Genomic DNA, 26320 nt, shown 5'->3' with positions numbered 1-26320 from the left:
CCGAGGTTCCCTCCCTCTGAGGTCACCGCCCTTGCAACAACTCCACGGCCTGGTCAAACACCGCCAAGGGTTGGGCCGCCTTGTGAATGTCTGCCGACAGCAACTGGCGGAAGCGCCGCGCCCCTTTGAATCCTTGGGCCAGCCCCAGAATATGCCGGGTAACGTGGTGCATCGCACCGCCACTTTCCATATGCGTCACGATGTAAGGCCGCAGTTGCGCCAATGCCTCGCTACGGCTGACCACCGGCGCATCGCTGCCAAACAGTTGCTGGTCCACCTCGGCCAGCAGATAAGGGTTGTGATACGCCTCGCGCCCCAGCATCACGCCATCGAAGGTTTCAAGGTGTGCCTGGCATTCGTCCAGGGTCTTGATCCCGCCGTTGAGCACGATCTCCAGGTCCGGGAAGTCCCTCTTCAACTGCGCTGCGATGTCATAGCGCAGCGGCGGAATCTCGCGGTTCTCTTTCGGCGACAGCCCTTCCAGAATCGCGATGCGTGCATGCACGGTAAAACTTCGGCAGCCGGCCTCACGCACCTGGCCGACGAAGTCGCTCAGTTCGGCGTAGCTGTCACGGCCGTTGATACCAATGCGGTGCTTCACCGTGACAGGCGTCGATACGGCATCTCGCATGGCCTTCACGCAGTCGGCCACCAGCGCCGGGTGAGCCATCAGGCACGCGCCGATCATGTTGTTCTGCACCCGGTCGCTCGGGCAGCCAACGTTGAGGTTGACCTCATCGTAGCCCGCTTCTTCAGCCAGGCGCGCACACGCGGCCAGGTCGGCCGGCACACTGCCGCCCAGTTGGAGGGCTAACGGGTGCTCAGAAGCATCGTGGCGCAGGAAACGGTGAGCGTCGTTGTGCAGCAGGGCACCGGTGGTGACCATTTCGGTGTAGAGCAGGGTTTGCCGGGAGAGCAGGCGCAGGAAGAACCGGCAATGTCTGTCGGTCCAGTCCATCATGGGGGCAACGCTGAAGCGGCGTGACGGCTCAGGGCGCGTGGTTTGTGGCTTTGAAGCGTTTTCTAGGAGCATTCTGGGCTACGCATTTATGTACCATTTTCCGGGGGCGTGTTGGGTTTGACAGTGGTGCGGGCTACCGCCGCCAAACACACTCGTACCACCGGAAATCATGGCAACGATCAGAGCAAGGAAAAAGGCCGATGGAATGGTTAGCTATACCGTCCAGATCCGCCTCAAGAAAAAGGGTGTCCTAGTCTACCAAAGGTCCCAGACATTCGCCCGCCAGCAGGCTGCCCAAGCCTGGGCGACAGATGGTTGGCGTGGAGGATCTGCATTTTCGCGATCTGCGCCACGCAGGCGTGAGCTGGTTATTCGAAATGGACTGGGATATCCCTGCGGCGTTACACCCCTCTGCGGAGCGTGAAGCAGACCTAGCACAGAAGCTACACTGCACGCCCCGATCACCCACGACAGCCTGCTCCAATCAATCGCAGGCTTCTGAAAAGGAAGTCAAGCAAATGGATGTACGTTGCACCTCTCTGGACGAAGTCCGTCAACGGATCGATGAAATCGACCGCAGCCTCGTTTCGCTTCTCGCCAAACGTGGAAGGCTCGTGACGCAAGCAGCGAGCTTCAAGAAAACCACCGATGATGTGCGTGCGCCTGCTCGGGTCGAGCAAGTGATCAAGAAGGTTCGTGAGATGGCTGACGAAACCGGTGCCTCGGCTGAGGTGGTGGAGCAGGTCTATCGGGCGATGATTTCGGCCTTCATCGCTGAGGAACTGAACACCCATGCGAAGCTGGCCGTCAAGGCTTCAGCATCGTGATGAAACGCGGGGCTCATACGCAGCCCCGCCGCTTTCTCCTGCTTGCTATCTCTGGCTCAACGCCGCAATCGAGACGCCAGACGCGACGAAGGTGAGGCCTGCGCCCACGTTCAGCCCATTCACCAGCCGTGGCCGCCGGTACAGGTAGCGAGACAGTCCCGTGGCGAAAATGCCCATCAAGGCAAACCCCTTGGCCAAGAACACTGCACAACTGACCACGATGTTTGCGCTGTCGAACCATTTGATTGGGCGCCGATAGTTTATTGAACGCTGCGCTATCGGCCGAAAAATGGGCTGGCGGGGTCGAGATGTTGCTTACTACGCGCTCGGGAAACGTGATCGGCGTTTCCCTGGCAGCCTGTCGGAATGCGAGAACTTTGGTGTCTGTGTCAGGTCCAACCTGCACTTTAGCTATCCACTCGCGTCTCCGGAGCCGAACAAAAATGAGAAAACCTTTGGTTGCTGTCTTTGCTTGTGCATTGGCACTCGGAATGACGGCATTCTTGCCCGCCGATATCTCCCCTATCAGTTCCGCTTATGCCAAGGGCGGCGGTGGTGGCGGCGGTGGTCATGGCGGTGGCGGCGGACATGGCGGTGGAAACGGCGCCGGACATGGCGGTGGCATGGGAGGGCATAGTGGAAGCGGGAAGGGCCTTGGAAGTGATCACGCCGGAAAGGCGACACGCGATCATGGGGTAAGCGGCAATCATTACGGAAGCTCGCGCAACAGCGACAACGGTCATGGCACCACCACCTCGGGTGTCGCTCACTCCAAGGACACTCGCGGTTTGGCCAAGTCCACGGCCATCTCTGGAACGACGCCAGGCGATCATAATTCGAAAGGCCTCAGCAACGCTGTCGGGTCTTCTTCAAAAAATGATCGATGATTTGACCGCATCCATGCTGTACCGGCTTTAGCGTGCACGAAAGCCCAGCGTAGGCCGGGCTAAATGAACGGGTCACCCCCACACCCTGCGAGGGCTAAGCTTTCGCAGGGTGTTTTGTTTTGGAGGCCATCATCACGAGCGAGTCAGCACGGGTCGGGATCGATCTCGGTAAACACAGTTGCCACCGGCATGGCCAAGACACGTTGGGCCAAGCGGTGTTTCGCAAGCGGGTAGACGGCACGATCAGCCACACAGCCCAGATTCGCATCCCAAGTACAGGGGGCGCTTAGCTGGCGTAGCAAGTCTCTGATTGGCCAGGCCTGCGTTTTGCTGCTGCGCTCTGTGTCGTAGCGGCCATGCTTCAGGTCGTATCTGGATGCGGCCTGAATCTTACCGGTCAGTATAGTCAGCTCCGTCCCTTTGCCGGAGTGCCTTGAATTGGACAATACCCGTGAGCGTTTGATTGATGCCGCGCTGAAGCTGTTTCTGTCGCAAGGTTTGTACGTGACGGGGGTAACGGCCATTGCCGCGATGGCGGGTGTTACCAAAATGACGCTCTACAGTCATTTCCCCTCCAAGGATGCGCTGATAGTGGCTTGCCTTGAGGAGCGTGACCGACGCTGGCGTGAAGAGGTAGCGCGCACCCTGGCTGGGCATCCTGAGCCGGTCAGTGGCATGCTCGCTTTTTTCGATCTGTATGAACGCTTTCTTTTGAAAGATAGCGAGCGCGGGTGCCTGTTCGTTAACAGTGCGGCTGAGTTCCCCCAGTTTAGCCACCCCGTGCATTTAGCAGTGAGCAGGCATAAGCAAGGGATACGCGAAAACCTTGCTGCCTTGGCCATAAGCGCCGGTATAAACGACCCCGACGCAGTTGCCCAAGGGTTGTTTATCTTGTTGGAAGGCAGTTTTGTCAGCGGCGCGATGGGCCAGGACATGCGGGTATTCGACACTGCCCGGCAAATAGCTCATTGCTGGATTCAGAGGCAGGAGCAGAGCGTATGACCCTGGGCCTGTTAGCGGCCATTGCCGCCACCTTTTCCTGGTCACTGCTCTACATTTTTCCTGGGCTGGTCGGTGATTACAGCCTTTTTGACCTGGCGGTGGTGAGCTATGCCTTTGCCGGGTTAGGTAGCCTGCTGGTGCTGTTCGTTTACCGCAGCGAAGTGCGGCAATTGCGACTGAGTGACTGGGCCTGTGCCGCACTGCTGGGCTTCTTGGGATACATTGGCTACTTCTTCCTGATCACCACTGCGGTTTTAGCAGCCGGGCCGGTGATCCCCCCTGTGATGATGGGGTCAGTACCGATCGTGCTCGCGATTGCCGGCAACATGCGCAGCGCCAGCGTGCCTTGGCGCGCCATTGCCGGGCCACTGATGGTGGCGGCCCTGGGCATCAGCCTGGTCAATCTGAGCGTGTTTGATGCTAGCCGTGCGGCGGTAGTGCTCCCGACCGCGTCGTTACTGCTTGGGTTGCTTGCATCGTTGTTGGCAGTCGCATTCTGGACCGGTTTTGGTCTGTTGAATGAAAGTGCTTTGGCTCGACGCCCAAGCATGTCTCCCATGTTGTGGTCAGCCATGTTGATCTTCATGTGCAGCGTCGAAATGCTGGCGTTCATCCCGGTTGGGCTGTACTTGAAACTGTCTCATTTCGCTAGCTATCCGAGCGGATTGGCAGGTACTCAGGCGCTGATCGTCTGTGGGCTGATTCAGGGGTTAGGGGCCACCCTTGCAGGTGCCTGGGCATGGTCAATCGCAACGCGGCGTCTTCCGCTGGCGCTGAGCGGGCAATTGATTGCCAGCGGGACCATTTATGCAACTACGATGGGCCTGCTCATCAACCAGCGCTGGCCGTCTCCTATGGAAGCGCTTGGTACAGCCTTGTTGTTCGTAGGGGTGGTGTGGGCTATTCACGCCTTTTATCGCAAGCAAATACGCCTCCAGACGCATGGCGAGGCATCCAGGGTACGTATCTGATCCCCGGCTCGGTTGCCCGGCCATGCGTCTGGGCCGGCCAAGTTGGCTACGCCCGCTGTGCATGGCTCAGCCTATTTCAGCGGCACGTAGATGTCCGTCTGCCATTGCTCCAGTGGCGTTTCCGGGTACACGCTCAGGTAATGAAAGAACAACGGATGATCACGCAGTTCTTCGTTGCTCGATGGCAGCCAGTCACGATAAAGCGGGTAGATGGTTTCGCCAATGTAGTCAGGCGAACCGGTATGTCGAATCACGGCACAGCGCCCCGCCGGTATTACCCGTTCATGCACCCCGAAATCGTTGGGCTGCACTGCCTCGTCTATCTCGCCGCACACGGCAAAGCGAAAGGCGTGGGCCGGGGTGGTGTCGGGGTTGTCGTAGGGGATACCGAAGGTACGGCTGCTGGCCACAGGCGACTGGCCGCTGTGCATGCGCCATTGGCGAAAACGCGCGACGCTTTCGCTGACCAGGCCGGGCGGCCCTTGGTGTTCGAGCGCGGCCACGCGGGTTTCGGCGAAATTCACGATACGGATCTGCATGGTGATACTCCTGGATCGCTGAGGAACATTGAATACCGCACTCCAGGCCTGCCAGTTCGGTGCCTTGGCGAACGCGCTCGGCGCCATGCCGAAGGCGCGCTTGAACGCTCTGGCAAAGGCTTCGGGGCTTTCGAAACCGGCGCCGAATGCGGCCTCCAGTATGGGCGTCGCGGGCGAGGCGACCAGTTGATGCGCTGCGCGTCGAAGCCTCATCAGTTGCACATACCGTGAAACCGGAACGCCCATGTAGGCCGTGAACTGCCGATGGAAGTGAAATGCCGAGAAGTTGGCGATGCGGCTCAAGGCATTCACCGACAGGTCACCTTCGAGGTGGCTGTCGATGTAGGCAAGCACGGTTTCGAACCGTTTCATGTAGCTAGGGTTGTGCTGTGAGTCAGTCAACGAACGGAATCTCTGGAAGGTGCGGTAAGCGCTAGCATCCGTTGTTCAGGCACCGGGGTGCCTAGCCGTGATTGCTCTATCGGGTGGCTTGATGTGCTGCCAAGCGTTATGAGTCAGGGTTACACGGTGAGTACCAAGGGGCAGCAGCGTCGACGTGAACATGTTTCTGCTTCCTGGGCAGGAACGGTGTATCAAGCGTTCCCAGTGCTATCGAAATCCAGTCGGCAAACTCACCTTGGGCGCGTGACCAGAACAAGGTCGAGCCGCACTCCGTGCAGAACTCGCGCGTAACCGTCGGTGATGAAGAAAAGGCCTTGATGCTGGACGCGCCGCGCAATATGCGCAGCATGCTGCGCGGAATGCTGCCGTACGAAGCGAATGCGGCGCCGTGACTTTTGCGGCACTGGCTGCAGTGGCAGTGGCTCACTGCCTTGGGTGGGGTGAGTAGCAGGTAAGAGACGGCTGCGCACAAGCAGCTTCCTTGGTATGCCTCTGTCATTGGCGCTTCCGTGCAGGTGGGAAAGCGCCAGCGTAAACGCCTTGGCCCGATCAGTCGACTGGCCTGCGGGCCGACAGGCAATCAAACGCTACGTGTCAAGCCGCCATCGACCTTGATGTTCTGCCCGGTGATGTAGGCAGCGCCTTCGCTGGCAAGAAACGCAATGGTGGCGGCGATTTCCTCGCAGGTGCCATAGCGTTTGAGCGGCACGCTGTCGCGGCGCTGTTCGGTGGCTGGCAGGCTGTCGATCCAGCCGGGGAGGACGTTGTTGATCCTCACGTTGTCCCCGGCGAATTGGTCGGCGAAGATTTTGGTGAATGCGGCCAGGCCCGAGCGGAACACTGCAGACGTCGGGAACAGCTCACTCGGCTCGAACGCCCAGGCGGTGGAAATGTTGATGATCACACCCCCTTTCTGGCGCTGCATGTAGGGCGTCACCAGGCGAGTCGGGCGAATGACATTGAGCAGATAGGTGTCCATGCCCTTGTGCCAGTCTTCGTCGCTGATTTCCAGGATTGGCGCGCGCGGACCATGGCCGGCGCTATTGACCAGCACGTCGATGCGCCCCCACTTTTCCACCACGGCATCGACCAGGCGTTTCAGGTCCTCAACCGACTGGTTGCTACCCGTTACGCCAATACCACCAAGCTCGGCAGCCAGGGCTTCGCCCTTGCCCGAGGAGGAAAGGATGCCAACCTTGAACCCGTCAGCGGCCAGGCGCCGTGCCGCTGCCGCGCCCATACCACTGCCACCTGCTGTGATGATCGCAACTTTTTCTACTGACATGCTGCCTCCGGAACGTTAATCGCTGAATGCTTAGGCGCACTAAAATTAGCAGCAGTTATGGCAGCGAGGGAGACAGCTAAACTTCACCAAGGCAGTAGATTAACTATTGCCTGCCTGTTGCTTGAGCCAGCGCTGGACAATGCCGAGCGACTCCGGCTGCTGCAACTTTCGTGGCCATACCAGGTAGAACGACTTATCGAGCCTGAGTTGCTGAGCGAAGACCTGGGTCAGCCTGCCCGCGACGATGTCATCACTGACGAACGCCAGGCTTGCCAACGCAATACCCTGACCACTGATGGCGGCATCGATGGCCAATGAAGTCTGGTTGAACCGCAGGTTTCTGGCAGTCGCTTGCCCGTGTTGCGGGAACAGTTGTGCAAGGAACCGAGGCCAGAAATCATGGGCATCGTGGAGCAGGGTGAACGCTTGAAGCTGCTCGAAGCTGGTGGGGGTTTTGCTGGCTTCGAACAACGTTGGGCTGGCCACGGCGACGATACGCTGTTCCATCAACAGTTCGCTGTTCAAGCCCGCGCCGATGTCGGGCTTGCCATAGCGGACTGCGAGATCCACGCCGTCGGTATTGAAGTGGGACAGCCGATCTGTGGCCAGTACACGTAAATCGATGTCCGGATGGCTGTGCGCAAAGCTGCCCAGCCGGGGAATGAGCCATTTGGAGGCAAAGGTTGGTGTCACGCTGACCGTCAGGTGAGACGCCTGTGGCCGCAGCAGGCGGGTTGCCTCATCGATCATCGCCAAGGCGTTGCGAATGCTGCCGCTGTAGCCCAGCCCCGCATCGGTCAGTGCCAGGCCCCGGGGCAGGCGCTCGAACAAACGAAGGTTCAGGCTCGCTTCCAGCCCGCGTATCTGTTGTGCCACTGCCGCCTGGGTCACCCCCAGCTCTTCGGCGGCCAGGCGGAAGTTCAGGTGGCGGGCAACCACTTCGAACACACGTAGCGCATTGAGCGAGGGCAAATCAGGGAAACCGTTTGGCATGGCGATGGACAGGGTCGGGCTGGAGGATTCAGCCACGAGGCTACTCGCCGAGCGCCAGTAAAGAAACCCGCGCCACCGCAGCCAATCCGCCACGCTGCGCAGCAAGCCCTCTGTTGGCGGCTGCACATTTCCATCGTTTGGCTTGACGCGTGAAATTTTTCATGTAAATTTTCATGAAAAATAAGTCTAAAAATTTCACGGCAGTCCGAAACGATGAAGATGCACGAAGAGGTTGAAGCCCTCGCGATCCTTATTCACGACCTGCGCAAATTCAAGAACCTGACCTTGGGTGAACTGGCCGAGCGCATCAACCGCTCGGTGGGTTTCCTCTCCCAGGTCGAACGCGGCGTTTCGCGCCCGACCGTGGCAGACCTCACCGCTATCAGCGAAGCGCTCGGCGTATCGACCGCGTACTTCTACAACCTGAGCAAGCCCCGCAGCATTGGCTGGGTCACGCGCCCCCACGAGCGGCGCACGTTGTACCTGGAGTCGGGCATCACCGATGTACTGGCTTCGCCGACCATCGCAGGCGCCTTCTCCATGCTCGACAGCCTCCTCGAGCCGGGCGCCACCAGTGGGGAGGCGTACTTGAGCGACCGTTCCGAGCAGGGCTGTTTCGTGCTCGAGGGCGAACTCACGGTGTGGCTGGACCAGGGCGATGCCGTGACCCTGCAAGCCAACGACTGCTTCCAGCTGCAACCCCATGCGCCGTTCCGTTACGCCAACCTGACGGACAGAACCACCCGCGTGCTCTGGGTCTTCAATTGAATTCGTTCACCTCACAAGGATAAGAAGATGAGTGTCATCTTTCCGGATCTGCTGGCTGAAGTGCGCTCGTTCCGAGCAGAGCACCCGGCAATTCGCTATGTCGACCTGATTGCGCTGGACATCCCCGGGCACTTCTACGGCAAGCGCTACCCCATGGACATGCTGGAAAAAGTCGCAGCCGGTGCGCCACTGAAGCTGCCGCAGAACTGCGTGCTGCTGGGTACCCAGGGCGGCCTTTACCCGATTGGTGACTATTGCTTCGCCGACGGCGACCCGGATGCCGCCCGGCGCCTGGTGCCGGGTACGCTGAAGCCGGTGCGTTGGGAAAAGGAAGTGATCGCCCAGATGCTGATCACGTCCGACGGCACTGCTAAGCCGATCGAATTCGAGCCTCGTGAAGTGCTGGCGCGTGTGCTTCAGCGTCTGGCCAAGCGTGGCATCCGCCCGGTGGTGGCGTTCGAACTGGAGTTCTACCTGTTCGACCGCAAGCTTGATAACGGCCTGCCACAGTATCCACGTGACACGGCGACCGAGGATCAGGACGATCAGCCGAACATGCACATCGAGCGGTTGTCGCGCTTTTCGTCGGTCCTGCACGAGATGGTCGATGGCGCCAACGAGCAGGGCGTGCCGGCGAACGTCATCACCGCAGAGCTGGGCCCAGGCCAGTTCGAGATCAACTTCTCCCACAGCGACGATGCCCTCAGTGCGGCGGACTGGTCGGCACTGTTCTGCCGCAGTACCCGCGGTATCGCGATGAAGCATGGCTACCGTGCCAGCTTCATGAGCAAACCCTACCTGGACGCGCCAGGCAGCGGCATGCATGTGCACGTCAGCCTGTACGACGCCGCCGGCAATAACATCCTGGCGGGAAGCGAACAGCGCAAGCTGCGCCATGCGGTGGCAGGCTGCCTGGAACTGCTGCCGCACTGCATGCCGATCTTTGCCCCCAACCACAATGCCTACCGACGTTATGGCGCCATGGTCAACGCGGCGAGCAAGGCCAGCTGGGGTTTCGAAGACCGTGACGCGTGCATCCGCATCCCCGAGTCCGACCCGCGCAACCTGCGCATCGAGCACCGCCTCGCTGGTGCCGACGCCAACCCGTATCTGGTACTGGCGGCCATTTTGACCGGGATGGAGCATGGCCTGGATCGCGGCGTGGAGCCCATCGCCCCGCTGAACGACAACCGCCAGAGCGGCATCGACTTCCCCAAGGATGCCCTCAGTGCCTTGGCCGCCATGCGTCATCACCCGGTGGTCAACCAAGGCCTGGGCAGCGAGTTCGTGATGGTCTATTGCGAAAACAAATACCAGGAGCAACTGGACTTCATGCACCACATCGATGCCCGCGAATACCGCTGGTTCCTGTAGGTACCGAGGTTGGAACAGCGACGCTGCACCCTCCCTTTCTACCGTTTCAATACAACGCGCAATATGGATTTGCCGGAGGAAGATATGCCACGTGTGCCCGTGATCGGCATTACCGCATGCACCAGCATGATTGAGCTGCATGCAACCCAGACCATCAGCGAGAAGTACGCGCGCGCGGCAGCCAAGGCAGCGTGTGGGCTGCCCATCGTCATTCCCAGCCTCGGTGAGTTGATGGACAGCGCCGATATTCTCGACGTGGTGGATGGGCTGATCTTCACCGGTTCGCCGTCCAACATCGAGCCGTACCACTACAACGGCCCGGCCAGTGCCGAGGGCACCCATCACGACCAACTGCGCGATGCCACCACGTTGCCGCTGATGCGCGCCGCCATCGCCGCCGGCGTACCGGTACTCGGCATTTGCCGTGGCTTCCAGGAAATGAACGTGGCGTTGGGTGGCACCCTGCACCAGAAGGTCCACGAGACCGGCATGTTCATGGACCACCGCGAAGGCAAGGATGAGCCCCTCGACAAGCAATACGGGCCGCGCCACACCCTGCATGTAGAGCCTGGCGGCATGCTCGACCGCATGGGCTTGCCGGCGATATTCGATGTCAATTCCATCCACGGCCAAGGCATCGACGTACTGGCCCCCGGGCTGAGGGTGGAAGCGCTGGCACCCGATGGCCTGGTGGAAGCGATTTCGGTCGAGAGCAGCAAGGGCTTTGTCCTGGGCGTGCAATGGCACCCCGAGTTCCAGGTCATGGATAACCCCCATTACCTGGCCATCTTCCAGTCCTTTGGCAAGGCCTGCCGGCACCGCTCGGTACTGCGCCAGAGGCTGTTGCTGTCTGCCTGAGCAGCCACCTTTCCCACCTGTAGAAAATACCCTCGCAGCGCGGCTGCGCAACTTGATGGAGTGAAGTCAATGAGTGAACAGAATTCGCAGACCCTTGCCTGGCAAACCATGAGCCGCGACCATCACCTGGCCCCGTTCAGCGATGTCAGGCAACTGGCCGAGAAAGGCCCGCGCATCATCACCTCGGCCAAGGGCGTGTACCTGTGGGACAGCGAGGGCAACAAGATTCTCGATGGCATGGCCGGCCTGTGGTGCGTGGCGGTCGGCTATGGTCGCGATGAGCTGGCCGAGGTCGCCAGCCAGCAGATGAAGCAGTTGCCTTACTACAACCTGTTCTTCCAGACCGCGCACCCGCCTGCGCTGGAGCTGGCCAAGGCGATCGCCGAGGTGGCCCCGCAAGGCATGAACCACGTGTTCTTCACCGGCTCCGGCTCCGAAGGCAACGACACCGTGCTGCGCATGGTCCGCCATTACTGGGCACTAAAGGGTCAGAAGAACAAGAAGGTCATCATTGGCCGCATCAACGGCTACCACGGCTCTACCGTGGCGGGCGCGGCCTTGGGCGGCATGAGTGGCATGCACCAGCAGGGCGGGGTGATCCCGGATATCGTGCACATCCCGCAGCCATACTGGTTCGGCGAAGGCGGCGACATGACCGAGGCCGACTTCGGCGTGTGGGCGGCCGAGCAACTGGAGAAGAAGATCCTCGAAGTTGGCGTGGACAACGTTGCCGCCTTCATCGCCGAGCCGATCCAGGGCGCCGGTGGCGTGATCATTCCACCGCAGACCTATTGGCCGAAGATCAAGGAAATCCTGGCCAGGTACGACATCCTCTTCGTCGCCGACGAAGTGATCTGCGGGTTCGGCCGTACCGGTGAGTGGTTCGGCACCGATTACTACGACCTCAAGCCTGACCTGATGACCATCGCCAAGGGCCTGACCTCCGGTTACATCCCCATGGGCGGGGTGATTGTGCGTGACGAGGTGGCCAAGGTCATCAGCGAAGGCGGCGACTTCAACCACGGCTTCACCTATTCCGGCCACCCTGTGGCGGCGGCGGTGGGCCTGGAGAACCTGCGGATCCTGCGTGACGAGCAGATCATCCAGCAGGTGCATGATAAAACCGCGCCGTATCTGCAACAACGCCTGCGCGAACTGGCCGACCACCCGCTGGTAGGCGAAGTGCGCGGCCTGGGCATGCTCGGTGCGATCGAGTTGGTGAAAGACAAGGCCACCCGTGCCCGTCATGAAGGCAAAGGTGTCGGCATGATCTGTCGCCAGCACTGCTTCGACAACGGCCTGATCATGCGCGCTGTAGGCGACACCATGATCATCGCGCCACCGCTGGTGATCAGTATCGAAGAGATCGACGAACTGGTGGAGAAAGCCCGCAAGTGCCTGGACCTGACTTATGAGGCTGTTCGGTAGCGGCAGAAGCTGTTCTCAGCACCTGTGAGATCAAGCACCGCCTGCGCGGTGCTCGATCGGTGCCGCAATCGTACATTTCACGTCAGGCACCACCCGCAAAGCATTTTGCTTTGTGAAATGAATCCTGTACTTTTCTGGGCATCCATTTCCCGTCTGAAAGTCGCGATTCAACCATGAAAGTGCACGAAGAAATCGAAGGCCTGGCAGTACTGATTCGCGACCTGCGCAAGTTCAAGGGCCTGACTCTGGGTGAGCTGGCACAGCGCATCGGCCGTTCGGTGGGCTTTCTGTCCCAGGTCGAACGCGGCGTATCACGCCCGACCGTGGCCGATCTCACAGCCATCAGTGAAGAGCTCGGTGTATCCACAGCCTACTTCTACAAGCTGGAAAAACCCCGTGAGCTCGACTGGGTGACCCGCCCGCACGAGCGTCGCACGCTGCACCTGGCGGGTGGTATCACCGATGTGCTGGCATCGCCCTCGATAACGGGCGCGTTTTCCATGCTCGACAGCCATTTGCAGCCGGGAGCCAGCAGTGGCGAGGAGTACCTGGACGACAGCTCGGAGCAGGGTTGCTTCGTGCTCGAAGGCGAACTGACGGTGTGGTTGGGCGATGCTGAGCCGGTCACGCTGCACGCCAATGACAGTTTTCAGTTGCAACCCCACGCCCGTTTCCGTTACGCCAACCTGACCGACAAGCCCACACGTGTGCTTTGGGTGTTCAGCTGAGGGCCGTCGCACGGGCATGCGCGTTGTGCTTCGGCTAGCCGGGAAAGTTGGCCTGCAAGCAATGTGCAGGCTGCATGGGGTATCCTTGCACCACGCAATCAACTTCGAAGCAGTGAATGAACAATGGGTTTTGAACAACTAGCTGAGCTACGAGACCGCCTGCGGGCGGAAAAAGGGCAGGTAAAGGCCGATAGCGCGAAACCGCCCAAGCGCAAGTCGCCCCCGCAGGCGAAGCCGCGTGAGATGGACCCGGCGGTGGCAGCGATCTGGCCACTGCAGAAGCATTTTCCCTTGGCTTTCCCGGTCAACCCGGCCCCCAAGGTGCCGCTCAAGGAGGGCATTTTCAAGGATGCCGAGCAACACCTGGAGCTGCTTGGGTTGACCCGCGAACAGCTCAAGCTGGGCATTTCCACGTGGTGCCGGGGCGCTCGATACTGGGCGAGCATGGTGGAGAATGCACCGCGCCTTGACCTGAATGGTCAGGCCGCAGGTACTGTGACCGCCGCTCAGGCGCTGCATGCCAAGCAGCAAGCTGCGCGGCAACGCAGCCAGGACCGACGCAATCGTGCGAAGTCAAAGGCCCAGGCCCAGGCTCCGGCCCCCGCCGCCGACACCGCAACGGTGCAGTCTACCGACTGAACTCAGTCGCGTTCTGCCCCGTAGCCATGCTGGATGGCATCCCATTGCCGGGGCTGCCGTCTGGCAGGCCCGGCAATGGACCAGGTTCGGTTTCGAGGGCCTGGTGCATGCAACGATGGTTTCAAGACCCACCTGATCGGCAAGCCGTGGCAGATGATGCCGGGGCGTAATCACGTGCGTCGGTTTCAGAATGCGCCTGGTCGCTCGCATACAACCCCTCGGCGCTACAAGTGCCATGCTAGCAGGATGCCCAAGGGTCAGTGCGCGCAGACGTGCGGCCGTGGGCGAGGAGGCCACCCGTACCATGCAACTGTGACGTGGACGGTGCGCCGCAGCAGAACACGCCGGAAACCTGCCCTTTAAAAACAATCAGGCAGGGTCCGTGATGCCGAGGTCCGCTGTATGCCTGATGAATTGCTCCACCTGCCTGTAATCCAGCGCATTCTGGCCCGCGACAAGGACACCCCCGGTGCCCTGTTGCCGATCCTGCATGCCGTCCAGCACGAGATAGGTTACATCCCCGATGCCTCGGTCCCCGAAATCGCCCATGCCCTGAACCTCAGCCTGGCTGAAGTACGTGGGGTAATCAGCTTTTATCACGACTTCCGCACCGCGCCGCCCGCGCGCCACACCCTGCGCCTGTGCCGTGCCGAGTCGTGCCAGAGCCGTGGCGCCGAAGCCCTGGCCGCGCAATTGCGTGAACAGTTGGCACTGGACGACCACGGCACCAGCGCCGACGGGTCCATCAGCCTGCGCCCTGTTTACTGCCTGGGTGCCTGTGCCTGTTCGCCAGCGCTGGAGCTGGACGGCCAGGTGCACGCGCGACTCACCCCTGAGCGCCTGCGGGACTTGGTCAACGGTTGCCGGGAGGACTCAGCATGCTGAAGCTGTATATTCCCTGTGATTCGGTAGCCCGTGCCGTGGGTGCCGACCAGGTTGCCGAGGCCCTGCTGCGCGAGGCCGAGCGCCGCCAGTTGCCGCTGGACATCCAGCGCACCAGCTCGCGCGGGCTTTACTGGCTGGAGCCGCTGATCGAGTGCGACAGTGCGCAAGGGCGCCTGGGTTTCGGCCCGATTACGCCACAGGATGTGCCGTCACTGCTTGATGCCCTGGCGGGGGAACCCGGTGGCCACTCGCTGGCATTGGGGCCGGTCGAAGAAATACCCTATCTCAAGACCCAGCAACGCTTGCTGTTCGCTCGCGCTGGCATCACCCGCCCATTGTCGCTGGACGACTATCGTGCCAACGGCGGTTTCGCAGGCCTGGAGGCCGCTGTGGCGCTGGACGGTGCCGAAGTGGTTGCCGCAGTCCTCGACTCCGGCCTGCGTGGCCGTGGTGGTGCGGCGTTCCCGGCCGGCATCAAGTGGCGCACCGTGCGTGATGCTGGCGCCGGGCAGAAGTACGTGGTGTGCAACGCCGACGAGGGTGACTCGGGCACGTTCGCTGATCGCATGCTGATGGAAGGCGACCCCTTCCTGCTGATCGAGGGCATGATCATTGCCGGCCTCGCCGTGGGTGCCGACAAGGGCTATATCTATGTGCGCTCGGAGTATCCCGATGCCATCCGGGTACTCGACCAGGCCTTCGCCATCGCGCGTGACGCAGGCTACCTGGGTGCTGACGTAGCCGGCAGCGGCCAGGCGTTCGACCTGGAGGTGCGGGTGGGCGCCGGCGCCTATATTTGCGGCGAAGAAACCGCACTGCTCGAATCCATCGAAGGCAAGCGTGGCATCGTCCGCGCCAAGCCACCGCTGCCTGCGCTGCAAGGGCTGTTCGGCCTGCCGACGCTGGTGCACAACGTGCTTACCCTGGCTTCGGTGCCCATCATTCTGGCCAAGGGTGCAGCGTTCTATCGCGATTTCGGCATGGGCCGCTCGCTGGGCACCATGCCGTTCCAGCTGGCCGGCAACATTCGCCAGGGTGGCCTGGTCGAGCGCGCGTTCGGCCTGACCCTGCGCGAGCTGGTGGAAGGCTATGGCGGTGGTACGGCCAGTGGCCGCCCGCTGAAGGCCGCGCAGGTCGGTGGCCCGCTCGGGGCCTGGGTACCTCCCAGCCATTTCGACACCCCATTGGACTATGAAGCGTTTGCTGCCGTGGGCGCGATGCTCGGCCACGGCGGTGTGGTGGTGGCCGACGATACGTTGAACATGGCCAGTATGGCGCGTTTCGCCCTGCAGTTCTGTGCCGAGGAGTCCTGCGGCAAGTGCACCCCGTGCCGTATCGGTTCCACCCGGGGCATGGAAGTGGTCGACCGGCTGATCGCCAGCAGCGACATCACCGAGCGCCATGACCAGGCGCTGTTGCTGCGCGACCTGTGCGACACCCTGCAGTACGGTTCGCTGTGCGCCATGGGCGGTATGACTGCCTATCCGGTGGCCAGCGCCCTCAAGTACTTCCCCGCCGACTTTGGGCTGACCACCACGGAGGCCGCACAGTGATCAATTTCTTCGACCCCGCTTCTGATAAAAGCAGCGACCTCGGCACACCGGCCCGCGAAAGCGACGTGCAGGTCAGCCTGAGCATCGACGGCCGCGCCATCAGCGTGCCTGCTGGCACCTCGGTCATGCGCGCCGCCGCCATGCTGGGCACCAGCATCCCCAAACTGTGCGCCACTGACAGCCTCGAAGCCTTCGGCTCCTGCCGCATGTGCATGGTGGAAATCGAAGGCATGCGCGGCTACCCGGCATCCTGCACCACGCCAGTCAGCGAAGGCATGGTGGTGCGCACCGAAACCCCGCGCCTGGCCGGCCTGCGCCGCAACGTGATGGAGCTGTACATTTCCGACCACCCGCTGGACTGCCTGACCTGTTCGGCCAACGGTAACTGCGAGCTGCAGACCGTCGCCGGCCAGGTGGGCCTGCGTGAGGTGCGCTACGGCTATGACGGCGCCAACCACCTGGACGAGAAAAAAGACGTTTCCAACCCGTATTTCGACTACGAGCCGAGCAAGTGCATCGTCTGCAGCCGCTGTGTGCGCGCCTGCGAGGACATCCAGGGTACGTTCGCCCTGACCATTACCGGGCGTGGTTTCGAATCGCGGGTGGCGGCAGCGGGTGGCGAAAACTTCCTTGCGTCCGAATGCGTGTCGTGCGGCGCCTGCGTGCAGGCCTGTCCGACCGCGACCCTGACGGAAAAGAGCCTGGTGCAGCTTGGCCAGCCTGAGCGTTCGGTCATTACCACTTGCGCCTACTGCGGCGTTGGCTGCTCATTCCGCGCCGAAATCAAGGGTGACCAGCTGGTGCGCATGGTCCCGGACAAGAACGGTGGCGCCAACCACGGCCACGCCTGCGTCAAGGGCCGCTTTGCCTGGGGCTACGCCACCCACCCGGACCGCATCACCAAACCGATGATCCGCAAGCGCCTGGAAGACCCATGGCAGGAAGTCAGCTGGGACGAGGCCGTGACCTATGCCGCCAGCGAGTTCCGCCGCATCCAGCTCAAATACGGGCGCGACTCCATCGGCGGTATCACCTCCAGCCGCTGTACCAACGAAGAAGCCTATCTGGTGCAGAAACTGGTGCGCACGGCCTTCGGTAACAACAACGTCGACACCTGCGCACGGGTATGCCATTCGCCCACCGGTTATGGCCTGAAGCAGACCCTGGGTGAGTCGGCCGGCACGCAAAGCTTCGACTCGGTGATGCAGGCCGACGTTGTGCTGGTGATCGGCGCCAACCCCACCGATGCGCACCCGGTGTTCGGCTCGCAACTCAAGCGCCGCCTGCGCCAAGGGGCGCGGCTGATCGTGATCGACCCACGGCGCATCGACCTGGTCGACTCGCCGCACGCCCGCGCCGACCTGCACCTGCAACTGCGCCCGGGTACCAACGTGGCCATGCTCAACGCCCTGGCCCACGTGATCGTTACCGAGGGCCTGCTGGCCCAAAGCTTCATCGATGCCCGCTGCGAAACCGAAGACTTCGCCCGTTGGCGCGACTTCGTCAGCCTGCCAGACAACGCCCCCGAGGTGCTCGGCCCGGTTTGTGGCGTGCCTGCTGAGCAGATCCGCGCTGCGGCCCGGCTGTATGCCACCGGCGGCAACGCGGCCATCTACTACGGCCTGGGTGTGACCGAGCACAGCCAAGGCAGTACCGCAGTGATGGGCATCGCCAACCTGGCCATGGCCACTGGCAACATCGGTCGTGAAGGGGTAGGGGTGAACCCGCTGCGCGGGCAGAACAACGTGCAGGGCTCGTGCGACATGGGCTCGTTCCCGCACGAGCTGCCCGGCTACCGGCATGTCTCCAACGAGGGCGTGCGCGCCGAGTTCGAACAGGCGTGGGGCGTGACCTTGCAGCCCGACCCGGGTCTGCGCATTCCCAACATGTTCGAGGCGGCGCTGGATGGCAGCTTCAAGGCGCTGTACTGCCAGGGTGAGGACATCGCCCAGAGCGACCCCAACACCCAGCACGTCACCGCGGCCTTGCTGGCCATGGAGTGCGTGGTGGTGCAGGACATCTTCCTCAACGAAACTGCCAAGTTCGCCCATGTGTTCCTGCCGGGCAGTTCGTTCCTGGAAAAGGACGGCACCTTCACCAACGCCGAGCGGCGAATTTCGCGGGTGCGCAAGGTCATGGAGCCGCTGGCCGGCAAGGCCGACTGGGAAGCTACCGTGGCCCTGGCCAACGCCCTGGGCTACCCGATGAACTACCGCCATCCTTCCGAGATCATGGACGAGATCGCCCGCCTGACGCCGACCTTCCGTCGTGTCAGCTACGCGGAACTCGACCGCCACGGCAGCCTGCAGTGGCCGTGCAACGACGCTGCCCCAGACGGCACGCCGACCATGCACATCGACCAGTTCGTGCGTGGCAAGGGGCGCTTCATGCTCACCGGCTACGTGCCCACCGACGAAAAGGTCAACAACCGCTACCCGTTGCTGCTGACCACCGGGCGCATTCTCAGCCAGTACAACGTCGGCGCCCAGACCCGGCGTACCGGCAACGTCGCCTGGCATGACGCCGACCGCCTGGAGATCCACCCGACCGACGCTGAAAGCCGTGGCATCCAAGACGGTGACTGGGTCGGCATCGGCAGCCGCGCCGGGCAGACAGTGCTGCGTGCCAAGGTCAGTACGCGGGTGGCGCCGGGAGTGGTGTACACCACCTTCCACTTCCCCGAGTCGGGGGCCAACGTGATCACCACCGACAACTCCGACTGGGCCACCAACTGCCCCGAGTACAAGGTGACGGCAGTGGAAGTGGTGAAAGTGTTCCAGCCATCGCAATGGCAGAAGCGCTATCAGGACTTCAGTGATGAACAGCAGCGGCTGCTGAAAGAGCGCCGTACTGCGGAGAAAGCCGAGGTTCGCCGATGAGCAGCGAAAACCTGGTCAAGATGGCCAACCAGATTGCCCATTACTTCGACAGCGAGCCCGACCGGGCGCTGGCGGTGCAAGGGGTGCGGCAGCATTTGCAGAGCTTCTGGACGCCGGCGATGCGCCGGCAGCTGGCGGAATGGAGCGAGGCCCATGCGGGGGAGGGGCTTGACCCGAAGGTGCGGGAGGCGTTGGTCTAGACTCCCGGGCGGCAACGGAACCTTGGGGCGGGTTTGCCTGCGAATGTGGCGTTGAAATCAATGACGCATTCGCGGGTGAACCCGCTCCTACAAGGGGCCTGCATATTGCCTACTCAGCCGCGGGCCAGCTCCGCCAGGTGGGCGATGGCTTCTTCGCTCTTGAGCACCAGCACATCGCCCTCCAGCGCATCCAGCACCACTTCCGAGGTATTGCCAATCAACGCCCCGGAAATCCCCGTGCGGCACACCGTGCCTATCACGGTCACCACTGCATTGAGCTTCTTTTCGGTATGTGGAATCAACACATCCGCTGGCCCTTCGGCCACGTGCAGGCACTCATCGCTGATGCCGTATTCGGCCTGGAACGCCTTGCATGCTTCACGGTAGCGTTTTTCGATCGTATCGCTCAGCTGGTAGGCCGGGTCCGACGCTGACAGCATCGGCGACGGGTGGGCGCTGATGACATGCAGTTCTCCCTTGGCCAGTTTGGCAATCTCGAAGCCGTGGTCGATGATGCTGGCATGCAGGCGGCGGTGGTCTTCGTCCTGGTTGCCCACGTCCACCGCCGCCAGGATTTTGCCCCCGGTCCATGGCCGCTCGCTCTTGACCATCAGCACCGCACACGGGCATTGGCGCAGCAGCTTCCAGTCGCTGGGGGTGAGCAGGGCCTTTTTCAGCGGGTTGTCCGGGCGGTGGTCCTTGATCACCAGTTCACAGCCTTCGGCCTGCTGTACATGGATGATGGTGTCGTGCAGGTTGTCGCGCCAGCCCTCTTCATGGGTGACATTGTCGAAGCCGTCATCATGCAACTGGCTGCTCAGCAGGCTCAGCAGCGCACTGTGATCATGCCGTTTGTCGCACATCAGCAAGTGCAGGCGCGCGCCGGTGATGCCGGCAATCAGCTTGGCCCGTGTAAGCGCCCGGCTGTGGGCGTGCGCGGGGTCGAGGACGACGAGGATGCTGCGGACGGCTTGCATGGGCGTAAACTCCCTTCGATGATGGCGACCAGTGCCTGACTATAGTCGGCGCTTTCCCCTCCAGCGCTTGATGTACATCAAGCATAGTCACTGGCGTCGCCAGCCGCCGCCGGTATAATCGCCGGCCCTGCCTGTTCTGTGTGGTTGCACGCTTATGTCCCTGATCCCCGAAATCGACGCCTTTCTTGGCTGCCCGACGCCAGACGCCTGGATCGAAGCGGCGCTCGCCGACCAGGAAACCCTGCTGATCGACCACAAGAACTGCGAGTTCAAGGCCGCCAGCACGGCCTTGAGCCTGATCGCCAAGTACAACACTCACCTGGATCTGATCAACATGATGTCGCGCCTGGCCCGCGAGGAGCTGGTGCACCACGAACAGGTGTTACGCCTCATGAAACGCCGCGGTGTGCCGTTGCGCCCGGTGTCTGCAGGGCGTTATGCGTCGGGGTTGCGCCGGCTGGTGCGCGCCCACGAGCCGGTCAAGCTGGTGGATACGCTGGTGGTGGGGGCGTTCATCGAGGCGCGCAGTTGCGAACGTTTTGCCGCGCTGGTGCCGCATCTGGATGAAGAGCTGGGCCGCTTCTACCACGGGCTGCTGAAAAGCGAAGCGCGCCACTACCAGGGCTACCTGAAACTGGCGCACAACTATGGTGATGAAGCGGACATCGCTCGCCGCGTCGAGTTGGTACGCGCGGCGGAAATGGAGCTGATCCAGTCACCAGACCAGGAGCTGCGCTTCCACAGCGGCATCCCGCAGGCTTTGGCCGCCTGATGGGCACCAGGCGGCGCAGGCCTTAATTGCGCCGGCCCAGTAGCAGGCCTACCGCCAGCCCGAGGCCGGCGGAAATGGCAACGGTCTGCCAGGGGTGGCCGCCGATGTAGTCCTGGGTGGCGTCCACCACCGGTTGCGCCTTGCTGCGCACGTTGCTGGCCGCCTGGCGAGCCTGACGAAGTTTCAGGATTACCTGGGCGCGCAGGGTCTCGGCTTCTTCGCCAACCAGGGCGGCACTGTCGTTCAACAGTTTTTCCGATTCTTCTATCAGCGATTGCAGTTCGCTGAATACCTGGTCCTTGATCTGATCGCTGTCAGCCAGCGTGGCGTTTTTCCGGGCCATGAACTCGTCCTCGTCAATGGGGGTATGAACAATGGATGCCGCCACGTCGGGAAAGTTGCGGCGGCTTTCCGATGATGGGTTGCCTGGGTGTAAGATAGCGGCCATTTTCAAACCTGCAGGTAACTTCATGAGTTTCAATCTGGCCAACATGAGCTTTGAGGAACGGGCGCAGATCGAGGCAGAGAAGGCCCGGCTGTTCGAGATGTGGCAGAACAACCTGGGCAAAGCCAAGGGCGAAGCCGCCCGGCTGATTGCCGAAAAGCCACGGCGCAAGGGCAAATGGGCCGAGTGGGTGCGCGCCGAACTGGACGGCATGACGCCGCCTGAATACGCCAGCATGGTGCGCAGCGAAGTCAACAAGCTGATGGCCGCAGCCAGCGCCAACCGCTGAGCACACCCGCCCGGCGCTTGTCAGTAGGTGCCCTTGGGCAGGTCCAGCTTGCCTTCATCGGTAAAGCGCACGGTCCCCAGCGGCCCGCCGGCCAGTTTGCCGCGCAGCTTGTAGGGTAGACCCTGCAGCGAATCCAGCTTGCCCAGCCCATAGGCCTGGCGCAGGAAGGAAAACGCCGTGATGCTTACCGGCACCACGATCACCGCTTCGTCGTAGCGGCCAATATGCCCCTGCTGGTCACTGACCCCAGCGGCCAGCGGCTGGCCGTTCACTTCCAGGTTCAAGGCGATGCCGTTGTAATCGATCGGCGCCTCATTGGGGTTTTGCACCCGCATTTTCACCGCCATGCGCAGTTCCAGCTCCTGACCGGGCAGTGGTTCGATGCCGATTACGCTGATGTTTACCGGGTCGCGTGGCTGGAACAGCGCACAGGCCCCCAGGCCACAGGCCAGCAGCAGGACCAGGAACAGGCGGGTGTAGCGGTAAAGACGGGCAGTCATGGGCTGTGACCTTGCCGGAATGGAGCTGGCAGTGTGGCAAATGCGCGTCGGCGTTGAAAGTATCGGTTCATATGAAAGATACTGTTTCTCATTAACGCTCGATAACCTCTCTTACTGGCTGTTCCCCAATCATGCTGACTTCACCCATGTCGGGCCTGCTGGCAAGTTTCCAGGAGCACTACGACGACCTGCTGCAGTTTCTGACACGGCGCATGAGTGACCGCCAGCGCGCGGCCGATGTGGCGCAGGAAACCTACCTGAAGCTGGTGAGCATCGACGAGCAGGCGGTGCCGGTGTTGCACGCGCGCAGTTTCATCTTCCGCGTCGCCGGCAACCTGGCGATTGACGCCTTGCGTCGTGAGCAACGCATCGCCGCCAGCCACGACGACAGCGACGGAGCCTGTGAGGTGGCCTGCCCGGCGCCCGCCCCTGAGGCGGCGTTGCTGGCCCGCGAGCGTTTGCAGATTCTTGACCAGGCGCTGTTGCAGTTGCCCGACAATGCCCGCCAGGCGCTGTTGCTCAACCGTGTCGAGGGCCTGACCCAGAAGCAGGTCGCTCAACGCCTGGGGGTTTCCGAGAGCATGGTGGCAAAGTATATCGGCCAGGCCCTGCGCCATTGCCGCGGCCGGTTGAAACAGGCGGGTGTGGCGGCTTCGGTGGTGTTGCTGGTCGCCGCCGTGGCGGGTTGGCAGCAAGCCCCGATGCTGCTGGCCGATTATCACACCGCCGTGGGCGAGCGGCAGGTCATTACCCTGACAGATGGCACACGGGTGACGCTGAACAGCGCCAGTGCCTTGAGCGTGGCGTTCAGCGAGCATGAGCGGCGTGTGGTACTCGATGCGGGTGAGGCGTTGTTCGAGACCGCCGATGATTCACGTCCGTTTGTGGTCGAAACGGCCGGTGCGCGGGTGCAGGGCAATGCTGCCACCTTCAGCGTGCAGCGCGATGGCCACGTCGTGTTGGCTCGCGGTGAAGCCAAGGTGGGTGAACATGAACTGGCAGTGGCGGCCGATGCCGGCACGCAGATGGCCTGGCAGCGTGGCAAGCTGATCTTTAACGGCAAGCCGCTGGGGCAGGTGCTGACCGAGCTTGAGCGATACCGGCATGGGCGCATTGTGTTGTCCGACAGCAAGCTGGCTGCGATGGAAGTGAGCGGGGTGTTTGACCTGGATGAACCTGAGGCCCTGTTGCGGACGTTGGAGCAGCGGTATGGCCTGAAGGTGACTTACCTGCCGTGGTTGGCCGTGGTGCATTGATCAGCCTGTGCCGGCCTCTTAGCGGCAAGCCCGTTCCTGCACAGATCGCACAATCTTCAGGCGGGCGCAGTCGTTGTAGGAGCGGGCTTGCCCGCGAAGAGGCCGGACATAAATAAAAATATTTTCCATTTGGCACTGCAAGTTCCTGCAAGCCAGATCGTCGTAGTGAGACTGATCAGCAACCCATTCTCATTTACGACTTGTCAGGAAGCTCATTCGTGCCTCTGATGCTCAAGCCCTTGCACCGCCGTCGCGGTTCTTTTCACCATGCCTTGATGTCTTGCAGTGCCGTGGCCCTGTTGCTCGGACCCATGCACGCAGGGGCCGCGACGACTGCCGAACAGACCCAGATACAAGCTCGCCAGGTCCAGCTCGACCTGCCAGCCCAACCGCTGGACCAGGCGCTGACCACCTTCGCCGACCAGGCCGGCCTGCACCTGCTGTACACCACAGGCGATGTCGCCGGCCAGGTCAGCCCGGCGTTGCAGGGCAACTACAGTGTCGAGCAGGCCTTGCAGCAGTTGCTGGCCGGCAGCGGCATGAGCTGGCAGTTCAGCGAGGCTCGCACCGTCACCCTGCGCAAGGCCGAGGCCGCGCCGCAGGCGGTCAACCTCAAGCCGATCGAAGTCAGCGTAGCCTCGCGCACCAGCACCGCCATCAGCGAAATCCCCGGGACCGTCTGGGTAGTGGACCAGCAGCAATTGCGCGAGCAGATCGACAGCGGCGTCAGCCTGAAGGAAGCCATCGGCAAGCTGGTGCCGGGCCTTGACCTGGCGCCGGAAGGGCGCACCAATTACGGCCAGAACATGCGTGGGCGCAACGTGCTGGTGATGATCGACGGGGTCAGCCAGAACAGCTCCCGCGGCCTGTCGCGCCAGTTCGACAGCATTTCGCCGTTCAACGTCGAGCGCGTCGAAGTGCTGTCTGGCGCCAGCGCCATCTACGGCGGTGGCGCCACCGGCGGCATCATCAACATCGTGACCAAGAAGGGCGAGCCTGGCCCGGCGCGCTTCGAAACCCAGTTGGGGGCCAGCAGCGGTTTCAACAACAGCGACGACCTGGCCACCCGCTTCGCCCAGTCCGTCAGCGGTGGTAACGAGCGGGTCAATGCCCGGTTGGGTATTTCCGGTGAGCAGAACGAAGCCTTCTACGATGGTGCTGGCGACCAGATCTTCATCGACAACACCCAGACCGACCTGCAGTACAACCGCACCATCGACGTACTCGGTACCTTGGGCCTGCAACTGAACGACCAGCAGAGCCTCGACCTGTTGGCCCAGTACTACGACTCGGGCAACCACGGCAGCACGGGTATCTACTTCCCCAACCTGAACTACAACGCGCCATCCGACCTGGAAGACGCCGAGCTGCGCAGCGGTTATTCATCGGACCTGGAGCCGCGTACGCGGCGCTTGCTGCTCAACGCCAATTACCACCACACCGACGTGCTGGGCCAGGACTTCTACCTGCAGGCTTCGTACCGCAAGGAAGACGACAACTTCTACCCGTTCCCGTACTACAACCGTGCCACGCCCACCGGCTCGCGCGGGGTGTACTTTGCCGCCTCGCAGCAGAACTTCGAAGTCACCAGCCTCAAGGGCCTGTTTGCCAAACAGTGGGATACGCTGAAGCTGACCTACGGCGTTGACCTGGACCGCGAGCGCTTCAACGCCGAGCAGACCACCTTCAACGCCCAGACCTCGTCCGAGTCGGGTGGCCTGGAGCTGGAAAAAGACAGCAAGGCCGACCGCTACCCCAGCTACCGGGTGGATGGTGTGTCGGTGTATGCCCAGCTGGACTGGCATGCCACCGACAACCTGACATTGTCCGGTGGTGCCCGGCGGCAGCAGATGGACGTGGATGTCAGCGACTTCAAGGGTGTGCCAGGTGGCAGTAACGACTATCAGGTCAACCTGTTCAACGTCGGTGCCATCTACGACTTCAAGAACGGCCACCAGGTGTGGAGCAACTATGGCGAAGGCTTCGACCTGCCTGACCCGGCCAAGTACTACGGCAAGCCGGGCCTGAGCGTGGCCGATAACCCGTTGGCCGGTATCAAGAGCCGCCAGGTGGAATTGGGCTGGCGCTATGCCGACCTGGATTGGGATGCACAGGCAGCGCTGTACTACATCTGGTCGGACAAGATCATCAACGTCGATTCACAAACGCTGACCATCGACGTGGAAGAGCAGAAAAGCCGCGACTTCGGCTTTGAAGGTGCACTGACCCGGCACTTCCAGACCGGCTGGGAAGCTGGCGGCACATTGCACATGACACGCTCCGAGGAAGAGGCCGAGGACGGCGGCTGGATCAAGCGCGATGCCCGTTATGCCTCGTTGTCCAAGGCCACCGCGTTTGTCGGCTGGAAGGGCGATGGGCGCAGTGCACGCTTGCAGGCCAACCATGCCTTCAGCCTGAAGGACGATGCCGATCACGAGATTGACGGCTACACCACCTTCGACCTGCTGGGCAGCCAGGACACCGGTTTCGGCACCTTCAGTGCCGGTATCCAGAACCTGCTGGACAAGCAGTACAGCACGGTATGGGGACAGCGTGCGACGTTGTTCTATTCGCCGACCTACGGGCCGGCGTATCTGTATGACTACCAGGGGCGTGGGCGGACCTATACGCTGAGCTGGAGCATGGCTTACTGATTGTGGTGGCCTGAACGGGCCTGTTCGCGGAGGCAACGGTGAACGGCGGGTGGGTGAACGGCGGGTTGAGATTGGCCAGCAGGGCCGGCCTCTTCGCGGGTAAACCCGCTCCTACACGACGGTGCCTGCGCCCAACCATCGATGCGTGTCCACCCTCGATCCGGCGTAGGAGCGGGTTTACCCGCGAATACGGTAGCGGCGTCAAAGGTGAACGCCTGGTGGAGATTGGCCAGCAGGGCCGGCCCCTT

The 26320-nt window shown here is 62.0% G+C and carries 26 protein-coding genes and 1 pseudogene; 19 read left to right on the top strand and 8 right to left on the bottom strand.

Translation table 11 applies throughout. The features are described 5' to 3' along the window. Positions 1–22 precede the first annotated feature (22 nt). On the bottom strand, positions 23–1033 hold the full coding sequence (gene dusA / locus V7787_RS07330) for a tRNA dihydrouridine(20/20a) synthase DusA (RefSeq protein WP_064491077.1): 1011 nt from the start codon (positions 1031–1033) through the stop codon (positions 23–25). A 97-nt stretch (positions 1034–1130) separates the two neighbouring features. Between dusA and V7787_RS07325 the strand changes: the two are divergent. From V7787_RS07325 to V7787_RS07305, 5 genes and pseudogenes are all read left to right on the top strand, one after another. Beyond that, positions 1131–1268, top strand: a pseudogene (locus V7787_RS07325) (site-specific integrase); the annotation flags it as partial. 211 nt (positions 1269–1479) lie between these two features. Further along, the gene (locus V7787_RS07320; protein ID WP_064491076.1) at positions 1480–1788 is read left to right on the top strand and encodes a chorismate mutase; all 309 of its coding nucleotides are present in this window, start codon (positions 1480–1482) and stop codon (positions 1786–1788) included. Between the two features lie 443 nt (positions 1789–2231). Continuing rightward, positions 2232–2675, top strand: a complete 444-nt coding sequence (locus tag V7787_RS07315; protein WP_158666136.1) for a hypothetical protein — start codon at positions 2232–2234, stop codon at positions 2673–2675. Positions 2676–3113: 438 nt separating this feature from the next. Next, on the top strand, positions 3114–3677 hold the full coding sequence (locus V7787_RS07310; RefSeq protein WP_064493505.1) for a TetR/AcrR family transcriptional regulator: 564 nt from the start codon (positions 3114–3116) through the stop codon (positions 3675–3677). Then, positions 3674–4648 carry a DMT family transporter gene (locus tag V7787_RS07305; RefSeq protein WP_064493506.1) on the top strand — a complete coding sequence of 325 codons (975 nt, stop codon included), beginning with the start codon at positions 3674–3676 and terminating at the stop codon, positions 4646–4648. Before V7787_RS07310 ends, V7787_RS07305 begins: the two co-directional genes overlap by 4 nt. 71 nt (positions 4649–4719) lie before the next feature. Here V7787_RS07305 and V7787_RS07300 read toward each other — a convergent pair whose 3' ends face one another. The 4 genes from V7787_RS07300 to V7787_RS07285 all read right to left on the bottom strand — a co-directional run bounded on the left by V7787_RS07300 (position 4720) and on the right by V7787_RS07285 (position 7867). Next, entirely contained in the window at positions 4720–5559 is an 840-nt protein-coding gene (locus V7787_RS07300) for an AraC family transcriptional regulator (RefSeq protein WP_064493507.1), read from the bottom strand. 136 nt (positions 5560–5695) lie between these two features. Next, positions 5696–6088, bottom strand: a complete 393-nt coding sequence (locus V7787_RS07295) for a GFA family protein (RefSeq protein WP_081273312.1) — start codon at positions 6086–6088, stop codon at positions 5696–5698. Between the two features lie 81 nt (positions 6089–6169). Further along, a complete protein-coding gene (locus V7787_RS07290; RefSeq protein WP_064493508.1) occupies positions 6170–6874 on the bottom strand; it encodes an SDR family oxidoreductase in 705 nt (234 codons plus the stop codon). A gap of 99 nt (positions 6875–6973) precedes the next feature. Beyond that, positions 6974–7867 (bottom strand): LysR substrate-binding domain-containing protein, encoded by an 894-nt coding sequence (locus V7787_RS07285; protein ID WP_064493519.1) that lies wholly within the window; start codon positions 7865–7867, stop codon positions 6974–6976. A 213-nt stretch (positions 7868–8080) separates the two neighbouring features. Between V7787_RS07285 and V7787_RS07280 the strand changes: the two genes are divergently transcribed. The 10 genes from V7787_RS07280 (at position 8081) to V7787_RS07235 (ending at position 19179) form a co-directional block, all read left to right on the top strand. Beyond that, entirely contained in the window at positions 8081–8635 is a 555-nt protein-coding gene (locus tag V7787_RS07280) for a helix-turn-helix domain-containing protein (RefSeq protein ID WP_064493509.1), read from the top strand. A gap of 27 nt (positions 8636–8662) precedes the next feature. Further along, complete coding sequence (locus tag V7787_RS07275) at positions 8663–10009, top strand: glutamine synthetase family protein (RefSeq protein ID WP_064493510.1); 1347 nt, start codon at positions 8663–8665, stop codon at positions 10007–10009. 84 nt (positions 10010–10093) lie between these two features. Beyond that, complete coding sequence (locus V7787_RS07270) at positions 10094–10867, top strand: gamma-glutamyl-gamma-aminobutyrate hydrolase family protein (protein ID WP_064493511.1); 774 nt, start codon at positions 10094–10096, stop codon at positions 10865–10867. Positions 10868–10936: 69 nt separating this feature from the next. Continuing rightward, positions 10937–12295, top strand: a complete 1359-nt coding sequence (locus tag V7787_RS07265) for an aspartate aminotransferase family protein (protein WP_064493512.1) — start codon at positions 10937–10939, stop codon at positions 12293–12295. Between the two features lie 173 nt (positions 12296–12468). Further along, the gene (locus V7787_RS07260; protein ID WP_064493513.1) at positions 12469–13023 is read left to right on the top strand and encodes a helix-turn-helix domain-containing protein; all 555 of its coding nucleotides are present in this window, start codon (positions 12469–12471) and stop codon (positions 13021–13023) included. 123 nt (positions 13024–13146) lie between these two features. Then, positions 13147–13662: a ProQ/FinO family protein gene (locus tag V7787_RS07255; protein WP_064493514.1), complete on the top strand. Its 516-nt coding sequence runs from the start codon at positions 13147–13149 to the stop codon at positions 13660–13662. Between the two features lie 402 nt (positions 13663–14064). Next, positions 14065–14547: a formate dehydrogenase subunit gamma gene (locus tag V7787_RS07250; protein ID WP_010953168.1), complete on the top strand. Its 483-nt coding sequence runs from the start codon at positions 14065–14067 to the stop codon at positions 14545–14547. Beyond that, on the top strand, positions 14541–16100 hold the full coding sequence (locus tag V7787_RS07245) for a formate dehydrogenase beta subunit (RefSeq protein ID WP_014591748.1): 1560 nt from the start codon (positions 14541–14543) through the stop codon (positions 16098–16100). Before V7787_RS07250 ends, V7787_RS07245 begins: the two co-directional genes overlap by 7 nt. Further along, positions 16097–18979 carry a formate dehydrogenase subunit alpha gene (fdhF, locus tag V7787_RS07240; protein WP_020191292.1) on the top strand — a complete coding sequence of 961 codons (2883 nt, stop codon included), beginning with the start codon at positions 16097–16099 and terminating at the stop codon, positions 18977–18979. Before V7787_RS07245 ends, fdhF begins: the two co-directional genes overlap by 4 nt. Continuing rightward, the gene (locus V7787_RS07235) at positions 18976–19179 is read left to right on the top strand and encodes a formate dehydrogenase subunit delta (protein ID WP_010953171.1); all 204 of its coding nucleotides are present in this window, start codon (positions 18976–18978) and stop codon (positions 19177–19179) included. Before fdhF ends, V7787_RS07235 begins: the two co-directional genes overlap by 4 nt. A gap of 113 nt (positions 19180–19292) precedes the next feature. Here V7787_RS07235 and V7787_RS07230 read toward each other — a convergent pair whose 3' ends face one another. Beyond that, positions 19293–20156 carry a universal stress protein gene (locus V7787_RS07230; RefSeq protein WP_064493516.1) on the bottom strand — a complete coding sequence of 288 codons (864 nt, stop codon included), beginning with the start codon at positions 20154–20156 and terminating at the stop codon, positions 19293–19295. 154 nt (positions 20157–20310) lie between these two features. Between V7787_RS07230 and V7787_RS07225 the strand changes: the two genes are divergently transcribed. Continuing rightward, the gene (locus V7787_RS07225; RefSeq protein ID WP_003248869.1) at positions 20311–20928 is read left to right on the top strand and encodes a tRNA-(ms[2]io[6]A)-hydroxylase; all 618 of its coding nucleotides are present in this window, start codon (positions 20311–20313) and stop codon (positions 20926–20928) included. A 22-nt stretch (positions 20929–20950) separates the two neighbouring features. Here the strand turns inward: V7787_RS07225 and V7787_RS07220 are convergent, their stop codons facing one another. Next, on the bottom strand, positions 20951–21271 hold the full coding sequence (locus tag V7787_RS07220; RefSeq protein WP_029615540.1) for a DUF883 family protein: 321 nt from the start codon (positions 21269–21271) through the stop codon (positions 20951–20953). A 127-nt stretch (positions 21272–21398) separates the two neighbouring features. Between V7787_RS07220 and V7787_RS07215 the strand changes: the two genes are divergently transcribed. Next, positions 21399–21662, top strand: coding sequence for a hypothetical protein (locus tag V7787_RS07215; protein WP_003248880.1), 264 nt, complete (start codon positions 21399–21401; stop codon positions 21660–21662). 20 nt (positions 21663–21682) lie between these two features. Here the strand turns inward: V7787_RS07215 and V7787_RS07210 are convergent, their stop codons facing one another. Continuing rightward, a complete protein-coding gene (locus V7787_RS07210) occupies positions 21683–22162 on the bottom strand; it encodes an LEA type 2 family protein (RefSeq protein ID WP_020192401.1) in 480 nt (159 codons plus the stop codon). 131 nt (positions 22163–22293) lie between these two features. On the opposite strand from V7787_RS07210, the gene V7787_RS07205 reads away from it, so the two are divergent. Both V7787_RS07205 and V7787_RS07200 read left to right on the top strand, forming a co-directional pair. Next, positions 22294–23418 (top strand): sigma-70 family RNA polymerase sigma factor, encoded by a 1125-nt coding sequence (locus V7787_RS07205; protein ID WP_064493517.1) that lies wholly within the window; start codon positions 22294–22296, stop codon positions 23416–23418. A gap of 227 nt (positions 23419–23645) precedes the next feature. Then, the gene (locus V7787_RS07200; protein WP_336086975.1) at positions 23646–26072 is read left to right on the top strand and encodes a TonB-dependent receptor; all 2427 of its coding nucleotides are present in this window, start codon (positions 23646–23648) and stop codon (positions 26070–26072) included. The last annotated feature ends 248 nt before the right edge of the window (positions 26073–26320 follow it).

It is taken from the genome of Pseudomonas sp. CGJS7 (assembly GCF_036961695.1).
The sequence above is the reverse complement of the archived record's forward strand: the minus strand, read 5'-3'. Positions and strand labels throughout refer to the sequence as shown.